The sequence below is a fragment of the Eisenbergiella sp. OF01-20 genome (genome assembly GCF_003478085.1).
Classification (GTDB): Bacteria; Bacillota; Clostridia; order Lachnospirales; family Lachnospiraceae; genus Eisenbergiella.
On the sequence record NZ_QUES01000006.1, the window covers coordinates 113,893 to 131,011 of the forward strand.

The following is a 17,119-nucleotide window of genomic DNA, read 5'->3' on the forward strand; positions in this document are numbered from 1 at the left end:
GTATGCCGGAAACCGGATGAAAAGCCGGAAGGAACCAGGATAGAAAGGCAGTATAAAATGAAAGATTTTAAGGCCCTGATACAAACAGGAGAATATGATTTCTTAAGAAAAGAAGAAAAGCTGGGGAGGAATCTCATCCTCCTTGGCCTGGGAGGAAGCTATGCCTACGGGACATATCAGGAAAACAGCGATATCGATTTCCGGGGGATAGCCCTGAACCGGCCCTCGGATCTTCTGGGGCTGACTTCGTTTGAACAGTATGAGGATGATAACACGGATACCGTGATATATTCCTTTAACAAGATGGTGAAGCTGCTGCTGGAATGCAATCCCAACACCTGTGAAATCCTGGGCCTGGAGGAAGAACAGTATCTGATAAAAACCGATCTGGGGCAGGAACTTCTGGATCGGAAGGCATTGTTTCTTTCCAAAAGGGCCGCAAAATCTTTCGGCGGCTATGCGGGCGCCCAGCTGAGGAGGCTGCAGAATGCCATTGCCAGGGATGCGCTGCCCCAGCAGGAAAGGGAGCGGCATATCCTGAATTCCGTCAGGAACGCGCTGGAGGATTTTGAGCGCCGTTATGGCGGCTTTTCGAAGGGAAACATACATCTGTATATCGATAAAGCGGAAAATCCGGAGTTGGAAACGGAAATCTTTGTGGATGCCAGCTGCCGGCATATGCCTTTGCGGGATTATGAGAACATGTGGTCGGTGATGCACAATGTGGTCAAAGACTATGACAAAATCGGAAAACGGAACCGGAAAAAGGATGATAACCACCTGAACAAGCATGCCATGCATTTGATCCGCCTGTTCATGATGGCTGTGGATATTCTGGAAAAAGGGGAAATCATAACCTGCAGGAGGCAGGAACTGGATTTGCTCCTTAAAATAAGAAGCGGAGGTTTCCTGCGGGAGGATAAAACCTTTGTGCCGGAATTTTACGATATTCTGGAGGACTACGAGAAAAGGTTGGAAAAGGCTTCCCGGGAAAGCAGCCTGCCTGATAATCCGGATATGGAAAAGGTAGAGGAATTTGTGGAATATGTGAACCGGAAGGCGATAGAAGGAGACTACCTTGAAGGTAATACATGGTATTGAATTAAAGCCCGGAAGCCGGGAGGAGCTTCTGCCGGGGTATTCGGCGGAATTTCCCTATATTGCTTCCTTTGTGGAATTGGATAAATATGCGGGAAGACAGGCGCCGTGGCACTGGCATAAGGATGTGGAGCTTTTTCTGATTACCCAGGGGGAAGTGGAGTACTATACGACCGGGGGAAAGAAAATCTTCTGCGCCGGAATGGGAGGGTTTGTGAACGCAAATGCCCTTCATATGACCAAAACGGGGGCAGGAAGCCAGAGGGTGACCTCCTTGCTGCATTTGTTTGATCCCCTGCTCATAAGCGGGCAGAAAGGAAGCGCCATCGATCAAAAGTATGTGCTGCCCCTGACAACGGCGTCCCGGATCGAAATCATGGGGCTTTATCCGGACAATCCCCGGCATGTCCCCGTTCTGGAGGCGCTTCGGAAATCCTTTGAAATCCAGGAAAACGGCTTCGCTTATGAGCTTCGTATGCGTTCCGCCCTTTCGGATATGTGGATCCGCCTTCTGGAAATCGCGCAGCAGCAGGAACCGGGAGACAGAAGAAGCACCCGCGTCAGCGATAAAATTAAAATGATGCTGTATTTCATCCATGAGCACTATATGGAAAAAATAACGGTACAACAGGTGGCAGCGTCCGCATTTATCAGCGAAAGGGAATGCTTCCGGGTTTTCAGGGACTGCCTGCAGACGACACCGGTGGAATATCTGGCCGCTTACCGCATCCAGAAAGCCTGTTACCTCCTGGTGGAAGGAACGGAAACGGTTACTGCCGTGGGGCAGGCCTGCGGCCTGGGAAGCAGCAGCTATTTCGGCAAGGTTTTCCGGGAGAGTATGGGCATGAGCCCTACGGAATACCGGAAAAAAGGGAGGTCTGACCAGCCTGAGCGTCAGCATTTGGGCTGAAAAGAAATCACAGCATAAATGGCGGAATATTGATAGAAAACGGCAGTATAACAATAGTATCATATAGAAAACTGCAGTATACTGTTCTTACAAGAAGAGCAGTGCAGTACCGTCCGGGGCGCGCCGAAGGGAGGATGCACGGAAGGGAGTCTTATGATAAAACTAAAACTTACCATATTGAATATGAAGGAATTTTTACATGCTGTGAATGAGTGTACCGGGGAAATTGCTGTACTTACCCCTGACGGGAAAACAGAAAATATCAATAAGCAGTACGCACGGCAGGAAAAGCTGTGGGAAGCCTACCGGGAAAACAGGAACAGCCTGCCCTTACTGCTTACGGTTTCCGACGGAAAGGATTATTTACGCTTGGTAAATTACTATGCAGGAGATTGCTGAATGTTTTGCCGCAGGGCGGCGGCAGCGGATGGCACCGCCGGAGCGGCGCTTCAGGGCAAAGGGGAAAATGGCCGGAGTACGGCTGTTTTCCCCTTTTTTAACGGGTTTTGAAAAAACTGCAGTAAATGTGTAACCTTCTGCTGTTCCCGGGCATCTAAATGGTGCAATTGCAAAACGAAAGCACATTTCGTTGCCTGGCAGGAAAGGAAAAAAGATGGAACTGGAAATTTTGGTGAAAAAGGCAAAGCGCGGTGATAAAGATGCGTTTCTGGAACTGATGCTGCGCCATAAGGAGTATTTGTACCGCACCGCTTATTTATATACAAGGAACCGGGACATGGCCTGTGATGCCGTCCAGGACTGTATCATAAAGAGCATGGAGTCCATAGACGGCCTGAAAAAACCGGAATTTTTCAAAAGCTGGATCACCAGAATACTGATTAACTGTGCGTTGGGTGAGCTTCGGAAAAATAAAAGGTTTGTACAGGAGCCTGAATGGGATACGGAAGGATGGACGCAGGAGGAATCCCTTTCCCGGGAGGAAAAAATGGATTTGTACCAGGCCATTGACCGGCTGGATTATCCGTATAAGGTGATTATCATCCAGAAGTATTTCTTCGATTACAAGCTGCAGGAAATAGCGGCCCTGCTGCAGATGCCCCTGGGAACGGTGAAGGTATACCATGCCAGGGCCAAGGAAAAGCTGAAACGGTATCTGATAGCGGAATGAAGCGGTAAATGCGTTGAGGAAGTGAGGAACCCATATGAAAACAGAGCGGCCTTTTAATCCAAAGGAAATCTTAGACAGCATAGAATTGCCCGATGACCTGGACCGGTTGATCGGGGAAAGCGTGGAGAAGGGATACAAACGTATGCAGGGAAAAAAGAAAAATAAAAAAGCGTATATGGTAAAAAGAGCGGCCGTTATCGCGGCTGTTATCACGGCAGGATGTCTGGCTGCCATACCGGTGAAGGCATGGGTAAGCTCCCTTGTGCAGGAACGGATGGAGCAGGTGCCGGAGGAAGAGCTGAAAGAAGTGGAAAGCGTGATGGACGGGCAGATGACAGACGCCGATTCTTATTCCCGGGAATACTCGCAGGAGGAGAAGGCGAAATATGTGGAACTGCGAAAGGCCTATATACAGGGGACATTTCCCGAAAATGAACTGCGGCAGGAAAAAACGGCGGATGCCGCATTGACGGATGTGCTTTATTATGCACAGGATACCTCGGTCTTTTACCTGCCTGACAGGGAGCTGACGGACGAGGAACTTCTGCAGATCATAGATTTCCAGACCAAGCGGGATTATGTCCTGGAACAGCGTACCTCCCGGGAAAAGGAGGAGCAGCACAGGGAAGCCAGGGAGCAGATCGCTGAGGCAGGCGGGATTACGGAAGAAAAAGCCATAGAGCTTGGCAGAGACTGGCTTTCCCGGTTATACGGGATTACCGGCGAGGGGATGGAACTGAACCATTATCCGGATACGGATAGTGACAAGCCGAAATATAATGTGAATTTCAGCATCCAGAGCCATGAATATTATTACTTTTGGCTGGACAGCAGGAACGGGGAACTGATATGTGCCATGAACAGTATGGCGGATGACTTGGACAGGGAACCTCTTACTACGGCTGTGCTGGAGGAAAAGAAAGAAGCCCTATGCCGGACAGCGAAGGATTATCTGACCAATCAATTGGGGAAAGAGGCGGATTATAAACGGGTGGTTTATTCCTACCGGGAGAAAGACAGCCGGCTCGATAATTTTAATCAGGTTCTCTTTTACTTTATCAAAGAGGACGGAAGTGCCTATGAGGTCACAATGAATGTATCCAGAGAAGCGTTTTCCAGCTTCCAGCTGATAGACAACTATGAGGAATATAGGGAAAACTATGGGAAAATAAGAGAGGTTGCCGGCGGAGACGGTAAAACGGCCGCGGAACCGGTAAGCCAGCCGGTTTATAAGGATATGACACAATAGACGGCCCGCCTGATTTTGTGCTCATAAAACAGGCTCCCCCTGCCAGACGTATCCCATTCCGGGATGAAGCAGGGGGAGCCTGTGATCGATTTATCTTCCGTACGTATCCTATTTGCATGTTTACTGCAGGTACTTTTCTTCATAATCCGCTATCCGCTCGGGGCCATCCAAAACCTGCCGCTCAATATACAAAAGGCGGTCCGGTGTGGTGGAAATTGCCCATTTTACCAGCGTGATGGCGTTGTTTTCTATTTCCAGGCCGGTGATACACTGGGGATGGACACAGCTTCCGTCGTTAAAATAAGGGCATTCCCCCGGATGGGGGAAAACCGGACGGTGGGTATGGCCGGCTATCAGGATTTTATGGTACGTATTGGCATAGGAGCAGAGATCCTTTTCTATTTTTTCCACCAGCTTCATGGAGCGTCCGGCTCCGGTTGGGGCTTTAAAGCCCACCAGTTCCAGGGGACGCCATACATACCGGACAAGGAACCTTCCCAGAGGCCACAGTTCGTCGTTCAGCAGGCTTCCCTGATGGCCATGGACGAGGAATAAATGGCTGTTGTCTTCTTCATTCTGCAGAATCAGCCCTTCGGGGAAAGGGATTTTATTCAGGAAGGTATCTTCTTTTTTTATGGTATCGCAGTAATAATTCCGGCATTCCTGCTTCAGCAGGCTGCGGCGGCGTTTTACGATATCATGGTTCCCATACATCATATAGAGGCGTTTCTGGCGGTAAAAATCATTCATCAGACGGAAAACCCGGCTGTGTGTCCGCAGGATGACGTTGATGGAACGGTTTTCCCAAAGCTCATCCCCATCCCCCAGTTCAATATAGGTAAATCCATGATCGTAGTAATATTCCAGCGCTCCGTAAAAAATATTCTGGTTGGGTAAAAAATTATCGGCCACATTTCCCTGCCCCCGGTGACAGTCGCTCATGATGATGAATTTGGAATCCTTCTGGTAGGGGATTACCGGCGAGCGTTCATAGAGCTTTTCTAGCTTTGTGTATACACGGGGCATGGTAGTCACCTCCCATAGCAGTTACCTCCCGTCGCAGGAATTATCCTGGTTTTCGCCGCAGTCGCCGCCGCGTTTTATGCTGCAGTAGGTCTTTTGATATCCGCTGCAGGGGGTATTTTGGCAGCCGCATGAGTAAGGACGGCATTCACCGCAGTTATTATTGCAGCGGCACGGATCCGACGGACAGCAGTTATCACAGCAGTCATATGGAGTACAGATCCGGTTAGGCAGCCTTTTTCCGCCGCAGGGCCTGGAGGGGCAGGGCGGGCAAGGGGGACAAGGAGGACAGGGCGGGCAGGGAGGACAAGGCGGGCAGGGAGGGCATGGCTTCGGCGGGCATGGCCCGGGAGGGCACGGTTTCGGCGGAAAAGGCTTCGGCGGCGGTACCGGATGGGGCTTGTGGCCTCCATGGATAAGGTCGAGCAGCCAGGAAAACGCTTCATAAAATCCGCGTGCATATAAGGAATGCATACAGAATTCATACAGCTCCGGAACCATATTTTTCAGATACTCCAGTTTATCCAGGGTATCTTTATATTTGTGGGTTACCTGGTTATAGAGGATACAGTTGTTGTGGTTGGTAGTCTGCACCACAGCCTTCGGAATGTTTTCCTGGGTAGCGGGCTGTTCGCTGTGGGGAACGGTATAATGAATCGTTACCGTATTCTTACGGACTGCGTATTCATGAGGCTGGTACCCCAGGCCGGTCAGGGCATTCACAAAAGCGTTCCGCATTTCGGGATCCGGGAATTTAATCCGGGCGTCCATGGAAAGGGAGTCCGGGGAAGAAAATTCGCCGAGCCGGAAGCCGGTCAGCCACCAGTGGGTAGCGTTGCATTTGAACAGGTTTTTTCCGTTTTTACGCAGGACAAAGCTCATGGGAAGCATTTCCTGATCCTGTGCGCTTTCATAAAAGGGGCCGGAGAAACCTTCCACGGAAACATCTTCTTTATCCGTGTTGTAAATGCCGATTTCACCGCCGGTGGTGATGCCGTACTGGCCCTTCCAAAGTTCAATGAGCCAACGTTTGTTATTATAGGAAAATGTCACCGGTTCACAATGCATCACCATATTGAAGCCGGGCGAGCCTTCGTCATAAAGACGGCAATAGCCCATTTCCCGCTGCCAGCAGTTTTGCAGGGAATAAAAAATATCCCGGCGCCTGTCATAGGCAAAGCCGGCATTTTCCAAATCCTGGTTCAGCTGTGTCTGCTGACTGTTTTTATCCTTTGTAGGAGAGAAGCGGCGCGAACGGATTTTCCAGATGATCAAAAACAGAAGAAGACCCAGAACGAGCGCGCCGGCAATACATAAAACAATAATCTTTATCATAATGTAATGCTCCTTTATATAGGCGTTCTGTTTCCTGATATACCATATGCGTAATTCGACAAAAGGTGACAGTGGGAAATTTGTGGTTGCCGGTCCGTCGATTGTATTGTAAGCTGATAGTAAGATCGGGAAACTGTTGTGGGACGTTTTATTTCTGCGGGCAGCGAAATGCGGTGTATTTGACTTTGTGACAGGAGGGTATGGGGTATGGCAGAGATTGCTTTCCGGGTTCCGTTTTCCGGGTTTGCGTCAACTACTTTTATTAATTGTTTTACGTCGGTTTATATGTATCTGGAGGGGATGGGGTGCCCGGACGGGAAGGTGACATATTGCAGCCAGTGGGAGAACGGGCAGTGTAACAGCTGCGGAAACTGTGCGACCAAACCTCATGCGGCGCAGGAGAGGATGTTTTTCCTGTTTGATACTATGTGCGGGCATAGTGCGCTGCGCTGCCGGTTTGACGGTACGGTCACAGAAATGGAAAAAAGGATTAATGAGGCTGATTTCTATGACGGAGGTTCTGCGGATACTATAGAATTCCTGTTCGGCTTTGCGGGTTATGGGTATCGGACGGTGACAGAAGCTGCTGCGTTCCGGGATGAGATTGCAGCTTCTGTGGGCAAGGACAGGCCTGTAATTGCGAAGCTGAAAGATAACAGTGTCCCGTATGCGGTCCTTTCAGGGCTAAACGGGGATGATATTATCTGTCCGGATTTCAGGTGTGCCCAGAAATCACCGGATCCGGCGGTTACTTTTGGGGGCATAGAAGCATTGTATCTTGTGGGGGATAAGACGGTGCCGAAGTATTCGCTTGCCGACGGGTTAAAACGGATAGAGCGGGTAATGCTTTTTAGCCTGGAGGAAAAACTTTGGGAGGAATATAAGAAAAAAATGGGGACATATGGTCCCGACAGCCTTGGCGGGGATACCCCCGACGGAAGAAAAGTGCGGATGAAGAGGCTTGCGGAAACAATGTGGCACACGTTTAACAGCCATAATTTTGCCGAGGTTTTCCGGTCATATCTCCCGGATTCCGGGAGCAGGAGCGTTTATGACGGGATAAATGACGTGGCCGTGCTTGGGAGACCGGCGTTTGGGGAGTTTATCCATACGGTGAACTGGCGTTACGGCTATACCCATGATCTGGCATGGTCGCTCATCGGACTGGAGGAATGCATTGACTGGAACGACTGGAAATCCCATTACTATGGAGATATGATAGGAGTGGTGATAGAGAAGTTAAAAGAAAATGATGAGGCGGTACTGGAATGTGTGCGTCAGATGATCAGGGTATTGGAAAACCAGGTTCCCGTAACGGTGTAAAAGCGGTTCCTCCGCTGCCCCGCACAGAAGTAAGGAAAGGAAGGGCTACATATGGCAAGAGTAAAGCTGATGACAAGAGAAGAAATGGATGAGGAGCAAAAGGCGCAGTATGACCTGTTTCCTTCCAACCTGATTAAAGGGCTTCTGCTTACCAAGACGCTGACAAAGGGATATGCGGCATTGGGAACAGCGCTCCGTTTTACGAAGCTGTCCCCCGATATACGCGAGTTTGTGATTGTCAGGGTGGCATATCTGAGCCGCTGTGAATATGAACTCATGCAGCACAGAGGATTGGCAAAGCAGCAGGGATGGAAGGAAGAGGATATCAAAGCGATTGCGGAGAATGACGGGGAATATTTCGATGAGCGGATGCGGGCCGTCCTGGCATTTGTCAACGAATGTGTAACGCAGGTCAAGGCATCGGAAAATACCTGGAAAACTCTGAAAAATTATCTGGATGAGGAAGAAACGGCGGAGCTGATTATACTGATTGGACACTATATGATGACGGCAAGATTTTTGGAAAATCTCGAAATCGATCTGGACGACGAGCCGACTTCATGGGATAATATCACCCGGCAATGACGGAAGGAAAATAAGTGAAGTACATAAGCCCGTAAGGTGCTTCGACAAGCATCCCTGCTGAGAGCAACACGATTACAGTCTTGTTTTCAGCAGGGAGCTTTTGTTTACTTCTAAATCTCACAGCCATGCAGGATACGGACGCCGTACAGCGTTTCCGGTATCACTTCAAGGTTGAGGAAACAGATGGGATCCATGGTGCCCGGAATGCCGGGGCATGTTCGCTGATCCCCTTACAGGTGGGGAATAATGTTACCCTCCCATTCGCGGCTGGCAGGAACACCTGCCAGCCAGGCAATGGTGGGAGCAAGATCCAGCAGGCAGGCGTTTTCCAGCTTTCGTCCCTGTTCAAAGGACTTGCCGTAAAAGAACATGGGAATGGTCATATCCTCCGGACAGTCCTCCCCATGGGTCCGTTGATGTCCCCCATGATCAGCAGTGATGATAAGGTGATAATCCTGCCCTGCCGCCCGGTAAATCTGTTCCGCACAGGAGAGGGCATTGCGCAGCTGCTCCAGGTATTCCGGGGACATCCATCCATGATCATGACCGCCTTTTTCATCGGTTTCCACAAGATGCAGGAAAAGAAAATCCGGGGCCTTGCGCGAAAGAAGCTTAAGAAGCTGCTCGGTGAGCAGACGGTCGGAATTTTCTTCCTCATAGGCATTGAAATAGGCAGTATATTTCATGGTTTCCGACTGCCAGATATGACGGATGGGTTCCCAGTTGTAAAAGGCGGCGCATTTTTTTCCTGCCCTGTTCAGCTGCTCGGCAATTCCCCTGACCGGCCGTACAGGTGGAGTATACATGTTGGAAAGGATTCCGTGGCGCTGCGGTGGGATACCGTAAAACATGGAGGTATGGCAGGGAAGGGTTACCGGAGGGAGGACGGAGCGGCCGTTCAGGGTATAGCTGCTTATTTCTGTCAGCTCCCGGGAAAAGGGATGACCGCAGGCGGTGAAGCCGTCGGGGCGCATACCGTCAATGGATATGAGTATCATTTTTTCATTCATTAGGATTCTCCTTTTTTTTCTGTACGATTCCTACAAATAAAACAGCGAGTGAGGACAGCAGGGCCCAGGAAAGGAACATGCCGGAATAGGTATGGTTTTCCAGCCAGATTCCATAAAGGGAGGAACTGATTCCCGCACCCAGATAGGTGGCAAAATCCATAAGGCCCACAATCCTGGAAACACAGCCGCGGGATGCGTAGCGCATGGGGTAAATGGTGAGGAAGGATGTGTTTGCCAGGGATATGGAGGCGGATGTAATACTGAGACAAACAGCAGCCGGCACCAGAGGGAGCCTGCCGGAACAAAGGGGGAGGAGGCAGCAGGAAGCAAGGGCAAGGGAAAAAATGGATACCCGGTGTTCGTTTCCTCCCAGCAGCCGGTACAACGGGGGATAAAGCAGCCTGCCGGCAAGGCTCAGGAAAGGAATGGCGAATACATAAAAGGACATGGTTACCAGATCGACATGAAAGGTTTCCATGAAATAGGATGCGGCCCATAGATTGATATTGTCCTTAAGGACACCATGGCACATAGCCGCGGCCAGCAGCAGTAAGAGGTTCGGTGTGAAAAGAGGAACGCAGGTATTTTCCTTCCCGCGGGAAGAAACGGGGCGGGCGGAGGAAAATAGGAACAGCACGACAAAAAATACCAGCAGGGCCAGAAATCCGGGCCATAAAAAGGCATCCCGGATGGTTCCGAAATGTATCGCGGCTGTAGCAAGAAATACGCCCAGGATACTTCCGGTGCCCACCGAGGAAACCAGGATAGAAGCAAGAAAGGACTTGCGGCGGGGCGGGAAACAGGCTGCAATACTCCTCAGCAGAGGCCCCCAAAGCATGGATTGGGCAAAGCCGTTGATTCCCCATAAAAGGATGATAATCCTGCTGTCGGGAAGAAAACCGATCCCCAGATTGGATGCCGCAGTAAGGAACAGCCCCGACATTACCATGAGTTTCGGCGGGAAAATATCCCCCAGGAAGCCGTTGAGAAGCTGCCCCGCGGAATAAAAAAGGAAAAAGCCTCCTCCCATAATCCCGATCTGAGAGGCGGACATGAGCTGTTCCTCCTGCATAACAGGAGAAGCCACCGTCAGATTCAGCCGGGCTATGTACAATGAAGCATAGGCAAGATACGAAACAAGGAACAGAAGCCGGCCGGATGCTTTTTTCATGATTCGTCCTTCTTTCTTATCCCTTCCAGGATATCATTCCGGTTTCTGATGCGTCCTGCTGCAGTCTCGCCGCCCTTGAGGGCGAGGATGACGGCAATCGCATCCAGGATACAGATGTGGGAAAGCCTGGCGGAAACGGCTTCCACCGGGTAATTCATATCGTCTGGATAGGCGGTGAGGGAGTAATCCGCCGCCTTTGCCAGAGGGCTTGTACTGTAACTGGTAATGGCTGCCGTAACCGCCCCCCGCTGTCCGGCCAGCCGAAGGGCTTCCAGGGTGGCCTCTGTGCGCCCGCTGTGGCTGATTGCTATAGCCAGATCGCCTTTTCCCATATTTCCGGCAGCTACAGGCATAAAAAGGATATCCCTGTAGCTGGAGGCGGGATATCCCAGCTGAAGAAAACGGTATTCGGCATCCTCCGCAATGGGAGAGGAGGTACCCACACCGAAAATACAGATACGGCCCGCGCTGGTCAGTTCATGGATTAACGCGTCCACAACGGAAAAATCCAGCATAGATAAGGTGTTTTGCAGCGTACGAACACTGGAGTCAAATACTTTCCGCGCTGCTTCCCTGGAGGTGTCACCGGCCGAAAGCAGAGGGATAACAGGTTCCTGGCGGCGTGCCAGTTCCATGGCAAGAGAGAGCCGGAATTGGGAAAAACCGGAATAACCCGTGGATTTACAGAAGCGGATCACGGCGGAACCGGCGGTTCCTGTGGCCTCAGCCAGGCCTGCGACATTCATATCCACCACCGCTTCGCTGTTGGCAAGGATATAATCGGCAATCTGCCGTTCAATTTTGGTGAAATGGTTATAATGATTACGGATGGCGGCAAGGCAGACTTCATTGTCCATAGTAGGAGTTCTCCTTTTTTGAATAGAATTAAATTCTATTATATGGTATTAAATTTATAATTTTATTATAAAAGAAAATAAGTAAATGTCAAGAAAAAAATGCAGCCTTATTTTCAAAGATGTTATAATTCCGAATTGTACAATGAAATTAAATTTCCGTTCCGTTTCTTTAATGAAGCGGGAAATGCTGCATGTTATAGTAAAAACAGCAATTGCCGGATTGTCCAAAAGAAGGTATGATGAAGAAAACCCGGTGCATGAACCATCCCTTTGCTCCGGCGGAAAAAGAAAGGAACGGCAGACAGTGAACCCGGTAGAGAAGGATTTAACAGGACTTTTGACGGACAGAAGCTATGATGTTGGAATTGAGACGATTCGTAAGATACGCTTTCCCGCAAATTACAGATTTGACAGCCACGCCCATCCCCAGGTGGAGATCAATTATATTAATTCAGGCTGCTGCATGATGGAGGTGGAGGATGTGATCGTGCCTTTGAAAAGGGGGAGCTGTATGGTTGTCAATCCCTGTAAAAAGCACCTGTTTATGGTGGATGTGAGCAAATCCTGTTCCATTACACAGTTGATCTATCAGGTTTCCCTTCCGGGAAAGATACCGGAAACGCTGGCCTGTTTCCGGTATGACCGGCCTTTTTATGTGTTTCAGGACTGTGAGGAATTATGCGGCCTGCTGGAGACAATCGGCCGGTATTACAAAAAACGGCAGGAGGATGATTTCCGCAAGGCCCAGCTGGATTTTTCCATGCTGCAGCTGTATGCCATGCTGAGCCGTTATATGGAAAAGGAGCGGCTGCAGGCGGATATCCGTCAGGGCAAGCTGGGAGAAGCCCTGGAGCGGATCCGCAGCAGGCTGGAGGAAGATATTAATATAGAAGAGCTGGCAAAAGAGCTGGGGGTGAGTTCCCGCTACCTGCGCAAGGCCTTCGAAGAGCGCATCGGCATCAGCTGTTCCCATTATATTGCCATGCTCCGCATTGCCAGGGCGAAGGAGCTGTTAGGGGACTGGGAAAAAGGAATCACCCAGGTGGCGGCCCTCACCGGCTTTAACAGTCCCCAGTATTTCTGCCGTATGTTTAAAAAGTATACGGGGATGACACCGGTTGAGTTCCGGAATACGGGGAAAGAGTGAACGGTTACGGGAAGGAGAAGGAAAAATGACAAACAGAGAGAATTTTTTATCGTTAATAAGGCGTACCGGTTATGAATGGGTTCCGGTGGAATTCAGCTTATGTCCTTATCTGGAAGAAAGGCTGAAAAAGGAGATGGGTGTGGAAGATTACCAGGAGTATTTCCGTTTTCCCTGGCGCATGGTGGAGGATATCAGGCTTCCCGGCCATGATGTACAGCAGTACCGCAGATTCTATCAAAGGCCTCTCGCGGAAGGCGCGGATATCGATATCTGGGGAATCGGGCATGAAAAATCCCCCAACAGTATGCACATGACCTATATGCGCCATCCGCTGGAGGATGCAGAGGATACGCAGGATTTGCAGAAATATCCCTTTCCGGATTTTGCCCATGGGGAAAATGCCCACCAGAAGGAGCAGGTGGAAGCGATCAGGAAACGGGATCAAATCGCGGTGGGGAACATGCAGACGACCATATGGGAAACGGCATGGTATCTGAGAGGGATGGAAAACCTGTTCTGTGATATGATGGCGGAAGAGGATACGGCGGAATTCCTCCTGGATAAGGTGCTGGAAATCTCCATGCTGCGGGCGCGATCCTATGCCGAGGCCGGCGTGGATGTGATCTATTTCGGGGACGATATCGGCATGCAGCATACGATCATGATGAGCGAAGAGCTGTACTGCCGGTGGCTGAAGCCAAGGCTTGCCAGGCTGGTGGCAATGGTGAAGGGCATCAATCCGGATATCCTTGTTTTTTACCATTCCTGCGGCTTCATCGAGCCTTTTATCCCGCATCTGATCGAGGCGGGGATCGATGTGCTCAATCCCATCCAGAGTGAATGCATGGACTTTAAGGCGATCTGCAGGCAGTATGGCGGCCGGATATCCTTCCACGGAACTATCGGAACCCAGACGGTAATGCCGCATGGGACGCCGGAAGAGGTGAAAAAAGCGGTCCGGGAGAATCTGGACGCGGCCGGGGAACGAGGAGGGCTTTTCGTGGCCCCCACCCATATGCTGGAGCCGGAGGTTCCCCTGGAGAATATTTTTGCCTATGTGGAGGCCTGCAGAGACTACCGGAAATAAAGCGGCGGCCCGCAGGGGCGGGTACAGGTAAGGGCGGTTTTCAGCAGCATTTTCTGGAAAAGGCACCGGGCGTAGTCCCGGTGTATTTTTTGAATACCCTGGAAAAATAATAAATATCATGGAAACCGCATTGTTCCGCCACCCTGGAAATCTGGCTGGTCCCGTCGGAGAGCAGCTGCCTGGCTTTGGAAATACGCAGTTCGTTGAGATAGGCCAGCATTGTTTTCCCGGTGGCCTTTTTAAAGAGCCGGTTGATATAGTCATAATTACAGCCATATTTCTGCTCAATGAGACTGCCGGTAATTTCATCCGCATAGCCGCTCTGGAAAAAAGTCAGGATATCATAAATAATCCGCGTGGAGCGGGCGGTGAGTGTGGCATCCCCTTCCAGCAGAAAGGATTCGGTAAGTTCACGGGACATGCCGAGCAGGAACTCCAGGAAAAGGCAGCCGGTATTCAGCTGGAAATGCTCCAGCTTGTTATAATGGGAACCCTTTACCTGTTCCAGCAGCTCCGTCAGATGCAGGATGGTGCCGGGCCGGCTGACATGCATATGCTTCGGCAGAAGGATCGGGGCGGCAGGCAGTTTCCGTATGGCGCATTCATCCGCCTGCAGGGAGGCAAACCGGCAGGCGAGCGCCTGGTTCTTTATGTCATCCGCGGACGCACGGCATTCTTCCAGCCGGTCATGATAGAAATGGATGTAAAAATAGGTACAGGCTGCCGCCCGGATCCCCCGGTGTTCCCGGCGTGGATCCAGCAGAAGCATATCCCCGGAACCCAGTTGGTAATCTCGCTCCCCTTCTCTCAGATACATATCTCCGGAAAGAACGAAATACAGGACGAATTCTTCCAGCTGCCGCCGGATATGTACGTGCGGCGGCTCTACATGTACCTTATTTGTAAATTTTACGACAGGCATACAGGTGCTGTCCATTTTATAATAAAGAAGCTCTTCCATCCCTTACTTTTCTCCTTATAAATGTATTACGGGCATATTGAGTATAACGCGGCCATGCGTCGGAGACAACGGTTTTGTATAAAAAAACAAGGTTTCCGCCATTGCTTTTCCCGTTCGTTTTTATATCATATAAATAGAAGGACATAAATTCCAAACAGCCGCCGGAGCAATGCAGGCGGGAGAAAACAGCCCGGGATACGGGCAGATGGGAGAAGGGGAATGAATATTGATTTCAGACGGTCACAGGCGAGGGATGCAGGGATCCTGGAAGCGGACGAAAAAGGCTGTACGGTGCTGCTGGGAGCCGGAGGAGGCGGGATATCCCTGCCGCAGGTAAACGAAGGGGAAGAACGTTACCTCACAGGGGATGTGGAGGTGCTGGAGGATCATTCCACGGCGATGATGTTCCGGTGTTTCCTGTCGGGGGAAGAAAAGGAAAGGCTGTTTATGCGTTTCGGCATCCTGCCCCGGTTTAAGACGAGAATCTGCCTGGATTTGGATTTGCTGGATAACCGGACCATATTTACCAACCGGACGCCGGGGACCCTGAAGCTTGTGGTACACGGCCAGCGTACCCGGCGAGAGGACGTGGAGCGGTTCGAACTGGGTATGGAGGAAATGTACCATGAGGTAACGGTACGTTTTGAGAACTTTTCCCTCACGGATACCCTTCCGGAGGAATTCCCGGTGCCGAAGAAGAAAATGGTGGATGAATTCGGCCAGTGGAAGGGCGGGGAGTGGCCGGGAAAGATCCATTCTATAGAGGAATTGAAGGAAACGTACCATAGGATGGAAGGCGCAGCGGCCTATCCTTTCCCGGAATGGAATATCTGGGGCGGGGACAGTCGCCGGAAGCTGAAGGAAGGGACGGGCTATTTTTCCACGTTTAAATCGGCTGACGGCAGATGGCATCTGACGGATCCGGAAGGATGCGATTATTTCTCCCTTGGCCCCTGCGGAACAAGGGCCGGGGAGTGGGGACGTATCGACAGCTTTGAGGACTGCTGCGACTGGCTTCCCCGGGAGGATCCCGCCTATGCGGAATTTTTGGAAGAGGGCAGCCGGAGAAGGACCGCCTATATGCCTGTGGATCACTATAAGATGGCTAACTTTTCAGGGATGAATCTGAAGAAGGTCTACGGCAGCGCATGGAAAGAAAAGTGGGAGGAGATTTCCTGCCATATCCTGATGGGCAGCGGGATCAATTCCCAGGGGAATTTCCCGGGGCTGGGGGTTGGCTGCGGGAACGGCAGGCTGGCCTATGTCCGTGAGCTTCCCGGTTTCCCTGTCACACAGACGCTGATTTTCAGGGATTTTCCCGATGTGCTGTCGCCGGAATACAGGGAACGATCGGAAGCCTATGCCAGGCAGCTGGAAGCGTGGAAAGAGGACCCGTGGCTGATCGGCTATTTCTTAAGGAACGAACCTGAATTTAATTTTGTGGAAAACCTGGCTATTGCGGATGAAGTGCTGAGAAATCCGGCACAGACCTGCTGCCGGAAGGGGCTGCTTACTTTTCTGCAGGAAAAGTATACGTCTGTTGAAGCGTTGAACCGGGTATGGGGGACCGGCTTCGTCAGCTTCGGGGATCTGGAAAAACCGATACCGGACTGTTCCCGGCGTTATCCGGGTTCGGAAAAGGACATCCGTGAATTTTCAGGAAAGCTGATCACGGAATATATCCGCATCCCCTCCCTGGCCTGCCGGGCGGTGGATCCGAACCATCTGAACCTGGGCCTGCGCTGGTCAAAGGCATACAATGGGGATATGATGAAGGGCTGGGAATATTTTGACGTCTTTTCCATCAACTGCTATGATTTTGATCCCACCAGGGACATGGATTTTGTGAAAAATGCGGGCGTGGATCTGCCCATCCTTCTGGGAGAGTTCCATTGCGGCGCCCTGGACAGAGGACTGACTGCCACCGGCCTCAAGGGGGTTGCCGATCAGAAGGAGCGCGGTGTGATGTGGAGATATTTTGTGGAAAAGGTGGCGGCCCATCCTTATGGCGTGGCGGCCCACTGGTTCCAGTATAACGATCAATTCTGCCTGGGGCGGTATGATGGGGAAAATTACCAGATAGGCATGGTAGATGTATGTATGCAGCCTTATCCGGAGCTGATGGAGGCGGTTTTTGAAACCTCACGGGTACTCTATGAGGTGAAAAACGGAGAAAAACAGCCATATGACAGAAAACCGAAGCCTGTCCCGATGATAGGTTATTGATAACCCGG

16 protein-coding genes are annotated in these 17,119 nt (G+C 50.9%); 10 read left to right on the top strand and 6 right to left on the bottom strand.

The features are described 5' to 3' along the window. The first annotated feature begins 57 nt into the window (after positions 1-57). The 5 genes from DXA36_RS10170 (at position 58) to DXA36_RS10190 (ending at position 4,386) form a co-directional block, all read left to right on the top strand. Positions 58-1,101, top strand: coding sequence for a nucleotidyltransferase domain-containing protein (locus DXA36_RS10170; RefSeq protein ID WP_118678746.1), 1,044 nt, complete (start codon positions 58-60; stop codon positions 1,099-1,101). After that, on the top strand, positions 1,079-2,008 hold the full coding sequence (locus DXA36_RS10175; protein WP_118678748.1) for an AraC family transcriptional regulator: 930 nt from the start codon (positions 1,079-1,081) through the stop codon (positions 2,006-2,008). Before DXA36_RS10170 ends, DXA36_RS10175 begins: the two co-directional genes overlap by 23 nt. 153 nt (positions 2,009-2,161) lie before the next feature. Beyond that, positions 2,162-2,407, top strand: coding sequence for a ribonuclease HII (locus tag DXA36_RS10180; RefSeq protein WP_118678750.1), 246 nt, complete (start codon positions 2,162-2,164; stop codon positions 2,405-2,407). A 214-nt stretch (positions 2,408-2,621) separates the two neighbouring features. Further along, the gene (locus tag DXA36_RS10185) at positions 2,622-3,137 is read left to right on the top strand and encodes a sigma-70 family RNA polymerase sigma factor (RefSeq protein WP_118678752.1); all 516 of its coding nucleotides are present in this window, start codon (positions 2,622-2,624) and stop codon (positions 3,135-3,137) included. 34 nt (positions 3,138-3,171) lie between these two features. Then, a complete protein-coding gene (locus tag DXA36_RS10190) occupies positions 3,172-4,386 on the top strand; it encodes a hypothetical protein (protein WP_118678754.1) in 1,215 nt (404 codons plus the stop codon). Between the two features lie 120 nt (positions 4,387-4,506). On the opposite strand, the gene DXA36_RS10195 is transcribed toward DXA36_RS10190, so the two are convergent. Next, complete coding sequence (locus DXA36_RS10195) at positions 4,507-5,412, bottom strand: metallophosphoesterase (RefSeq protein ID WP_118678756.1); 906 nt, start codon at positions 5,410-5,412, stop codon at positions 4,507-4,509. A gap of 21 nt (positions 5,413-5,433) precedes the next feature. Continuing rightward, positions 5,434-6,744, bottom strand: a complete 1,311-nt coding sequence (locus tag DXA36_RS10200; protein WP_118678758.1) for a DUF4474 domain-containing protein — start codon at positions 6,742-6,744, stop codon at positions 5,434-5,436. A gap of 207 nt (positions 6,745-6,951) precedes the next feature. On the opposite strand from DXA36_RS10200, the gene DXA36_RS10205 reads away from it, so the two are divergent. Beyond that, entirely contained in the window at positions 6,952-8,067 is a 1,116-nt protein-coding gene (locus DXA36_RS10205; RefSeq protein WP_118678760.1) for a hypothetical protein, read from the top strand. Between the two features lie 51 nt (positions 8,068-8,118). Continuing rightward, positions 8,119-8,652 (top strand): carboxymuconolactone decarboxylase family protein, encoded by a 534-nt coding sequence (locus DXA36_RS10210; protein WP_118678762.1) that lies wholly within the window; start codon positions 8,119-8,121, stop codon positions 8,650-8,652. Between the two features lie 230 nt (positions 8,653-8,882). Here DXA36_RS10210 and DXA36_RS10220 read toward each other — a convergent pair whose 3' ends face one another. From DXA36_RS10220 to DXA36_RS10230, 3 genes are read right to left on the bottom strand one after another with little or no spacing between them, the layout of a single operon-like run. Beyond that, positions 8,883-9,662 (bottom strand): alkaline phosphatase family protein, encoded by a 780-nt coding sequence (locus tag DXA36_RS10220; RefSeq protein ID WP_118678764.1) that lies wholly within the window; start codon positions 9,660-9,662, stop codon positions 8,883-8,885. Next, positions 9,655-10,833, bottom strand: coding sequence for an MFS transporter (locus DXA36_RS10225; RefSeq protein WP_118678766.1), 1,179 nt, complete (start codon positions 10,831-10,833; stop codon positions 9,655-9,657). The genes DXA36_RS10220 and DXA36_RS10225 overlap by 8 nt, the downstream gene beginning before the upstream one ends. Further along, positions 10,830-11,690 carry a MurR/RpiR family transcriptional regulator gene (locus DXA36_RS10230; protein WP_118678768.1) on the bottom strand — a complete coding sequence of 287 codons (861 nt, stop codon included), beginning with the start codon at positions 11,688-11,690 and terminating at the stop codon, positions 10,830-10,832. Before DXA36_RS10230 ends, DXA36_RS10225 begins: the two co-directional genes overlap by 4 nt. A gap of 184 nt (positions 11,691-11,874) precedes the next feature. Here DXA36_RS10230 and DXA36_RS10235 point away from each other — a divergent pair, with 184 nt between their 5' ends. Both DXA36_RS10235 and DXA36_RS10240 read left to right on the top strand, forming a co-directional pair. Then, positions 11,875-12,837, top strand: coding sequence for a helix-turn-helix domain-containing protein (locus tag DXA36_RS10235; protein ID WP_182479003.1), 963 nt, complete (start codon positions 11,875-11,877; stop codon positions 12,835-12,837). 25 nt (positions 12,838-12,862) lie between these two features. Further along, positions 12,863-13,924 carry a uroporphyrinogen decarboxylase family protein gene (locus DXA36_RS10240; protein ID WP_118678772.1) on the top strand — a complete coding sequence of 354 codons (1,062 nt, stop codon included), beginning with the start codon at positions 12,863-12,865 and terminating at the stop codon, positions 13,922-13,924. 40 nt (positions 13,925-13,964) lie between these two features. Here the strand turns inward: DXA36_RS10240 and DXA36_RS10245 are convergent, their stop codons facing one another. Then, positions 13,965-14,885 carry a helix-turn-helix transcriptional regulator gene (locus tag DXA36_RS10245; protein ID WP_118678774.1) on the bottom strand — a complete coding sequence of 307 codons (921 nt, stop codon included), beginning with the start codon at positions 14,883-14,885 and terminating at the stop codon, positions 13,965-13,967. 219 nt (positions 14,886-15,104) lie between these two features. On the opposite strand from DXA36_RS10245, the gene DXA36_RS10250 reads away from it, so the two are divergent. Next, on the top strand, positions 15,105-17,111 hold the full coding sequence (locus DXA36_RS10250; RefSeq protein WP_118678776.1) for a beta-galactosidase: 2,007 nt from the start codon (positions 15,105-15,107) through the stop codon (positions 17,109-17,111). Positions 17,112-17,119: the final 8 nt, after the last annotated feature.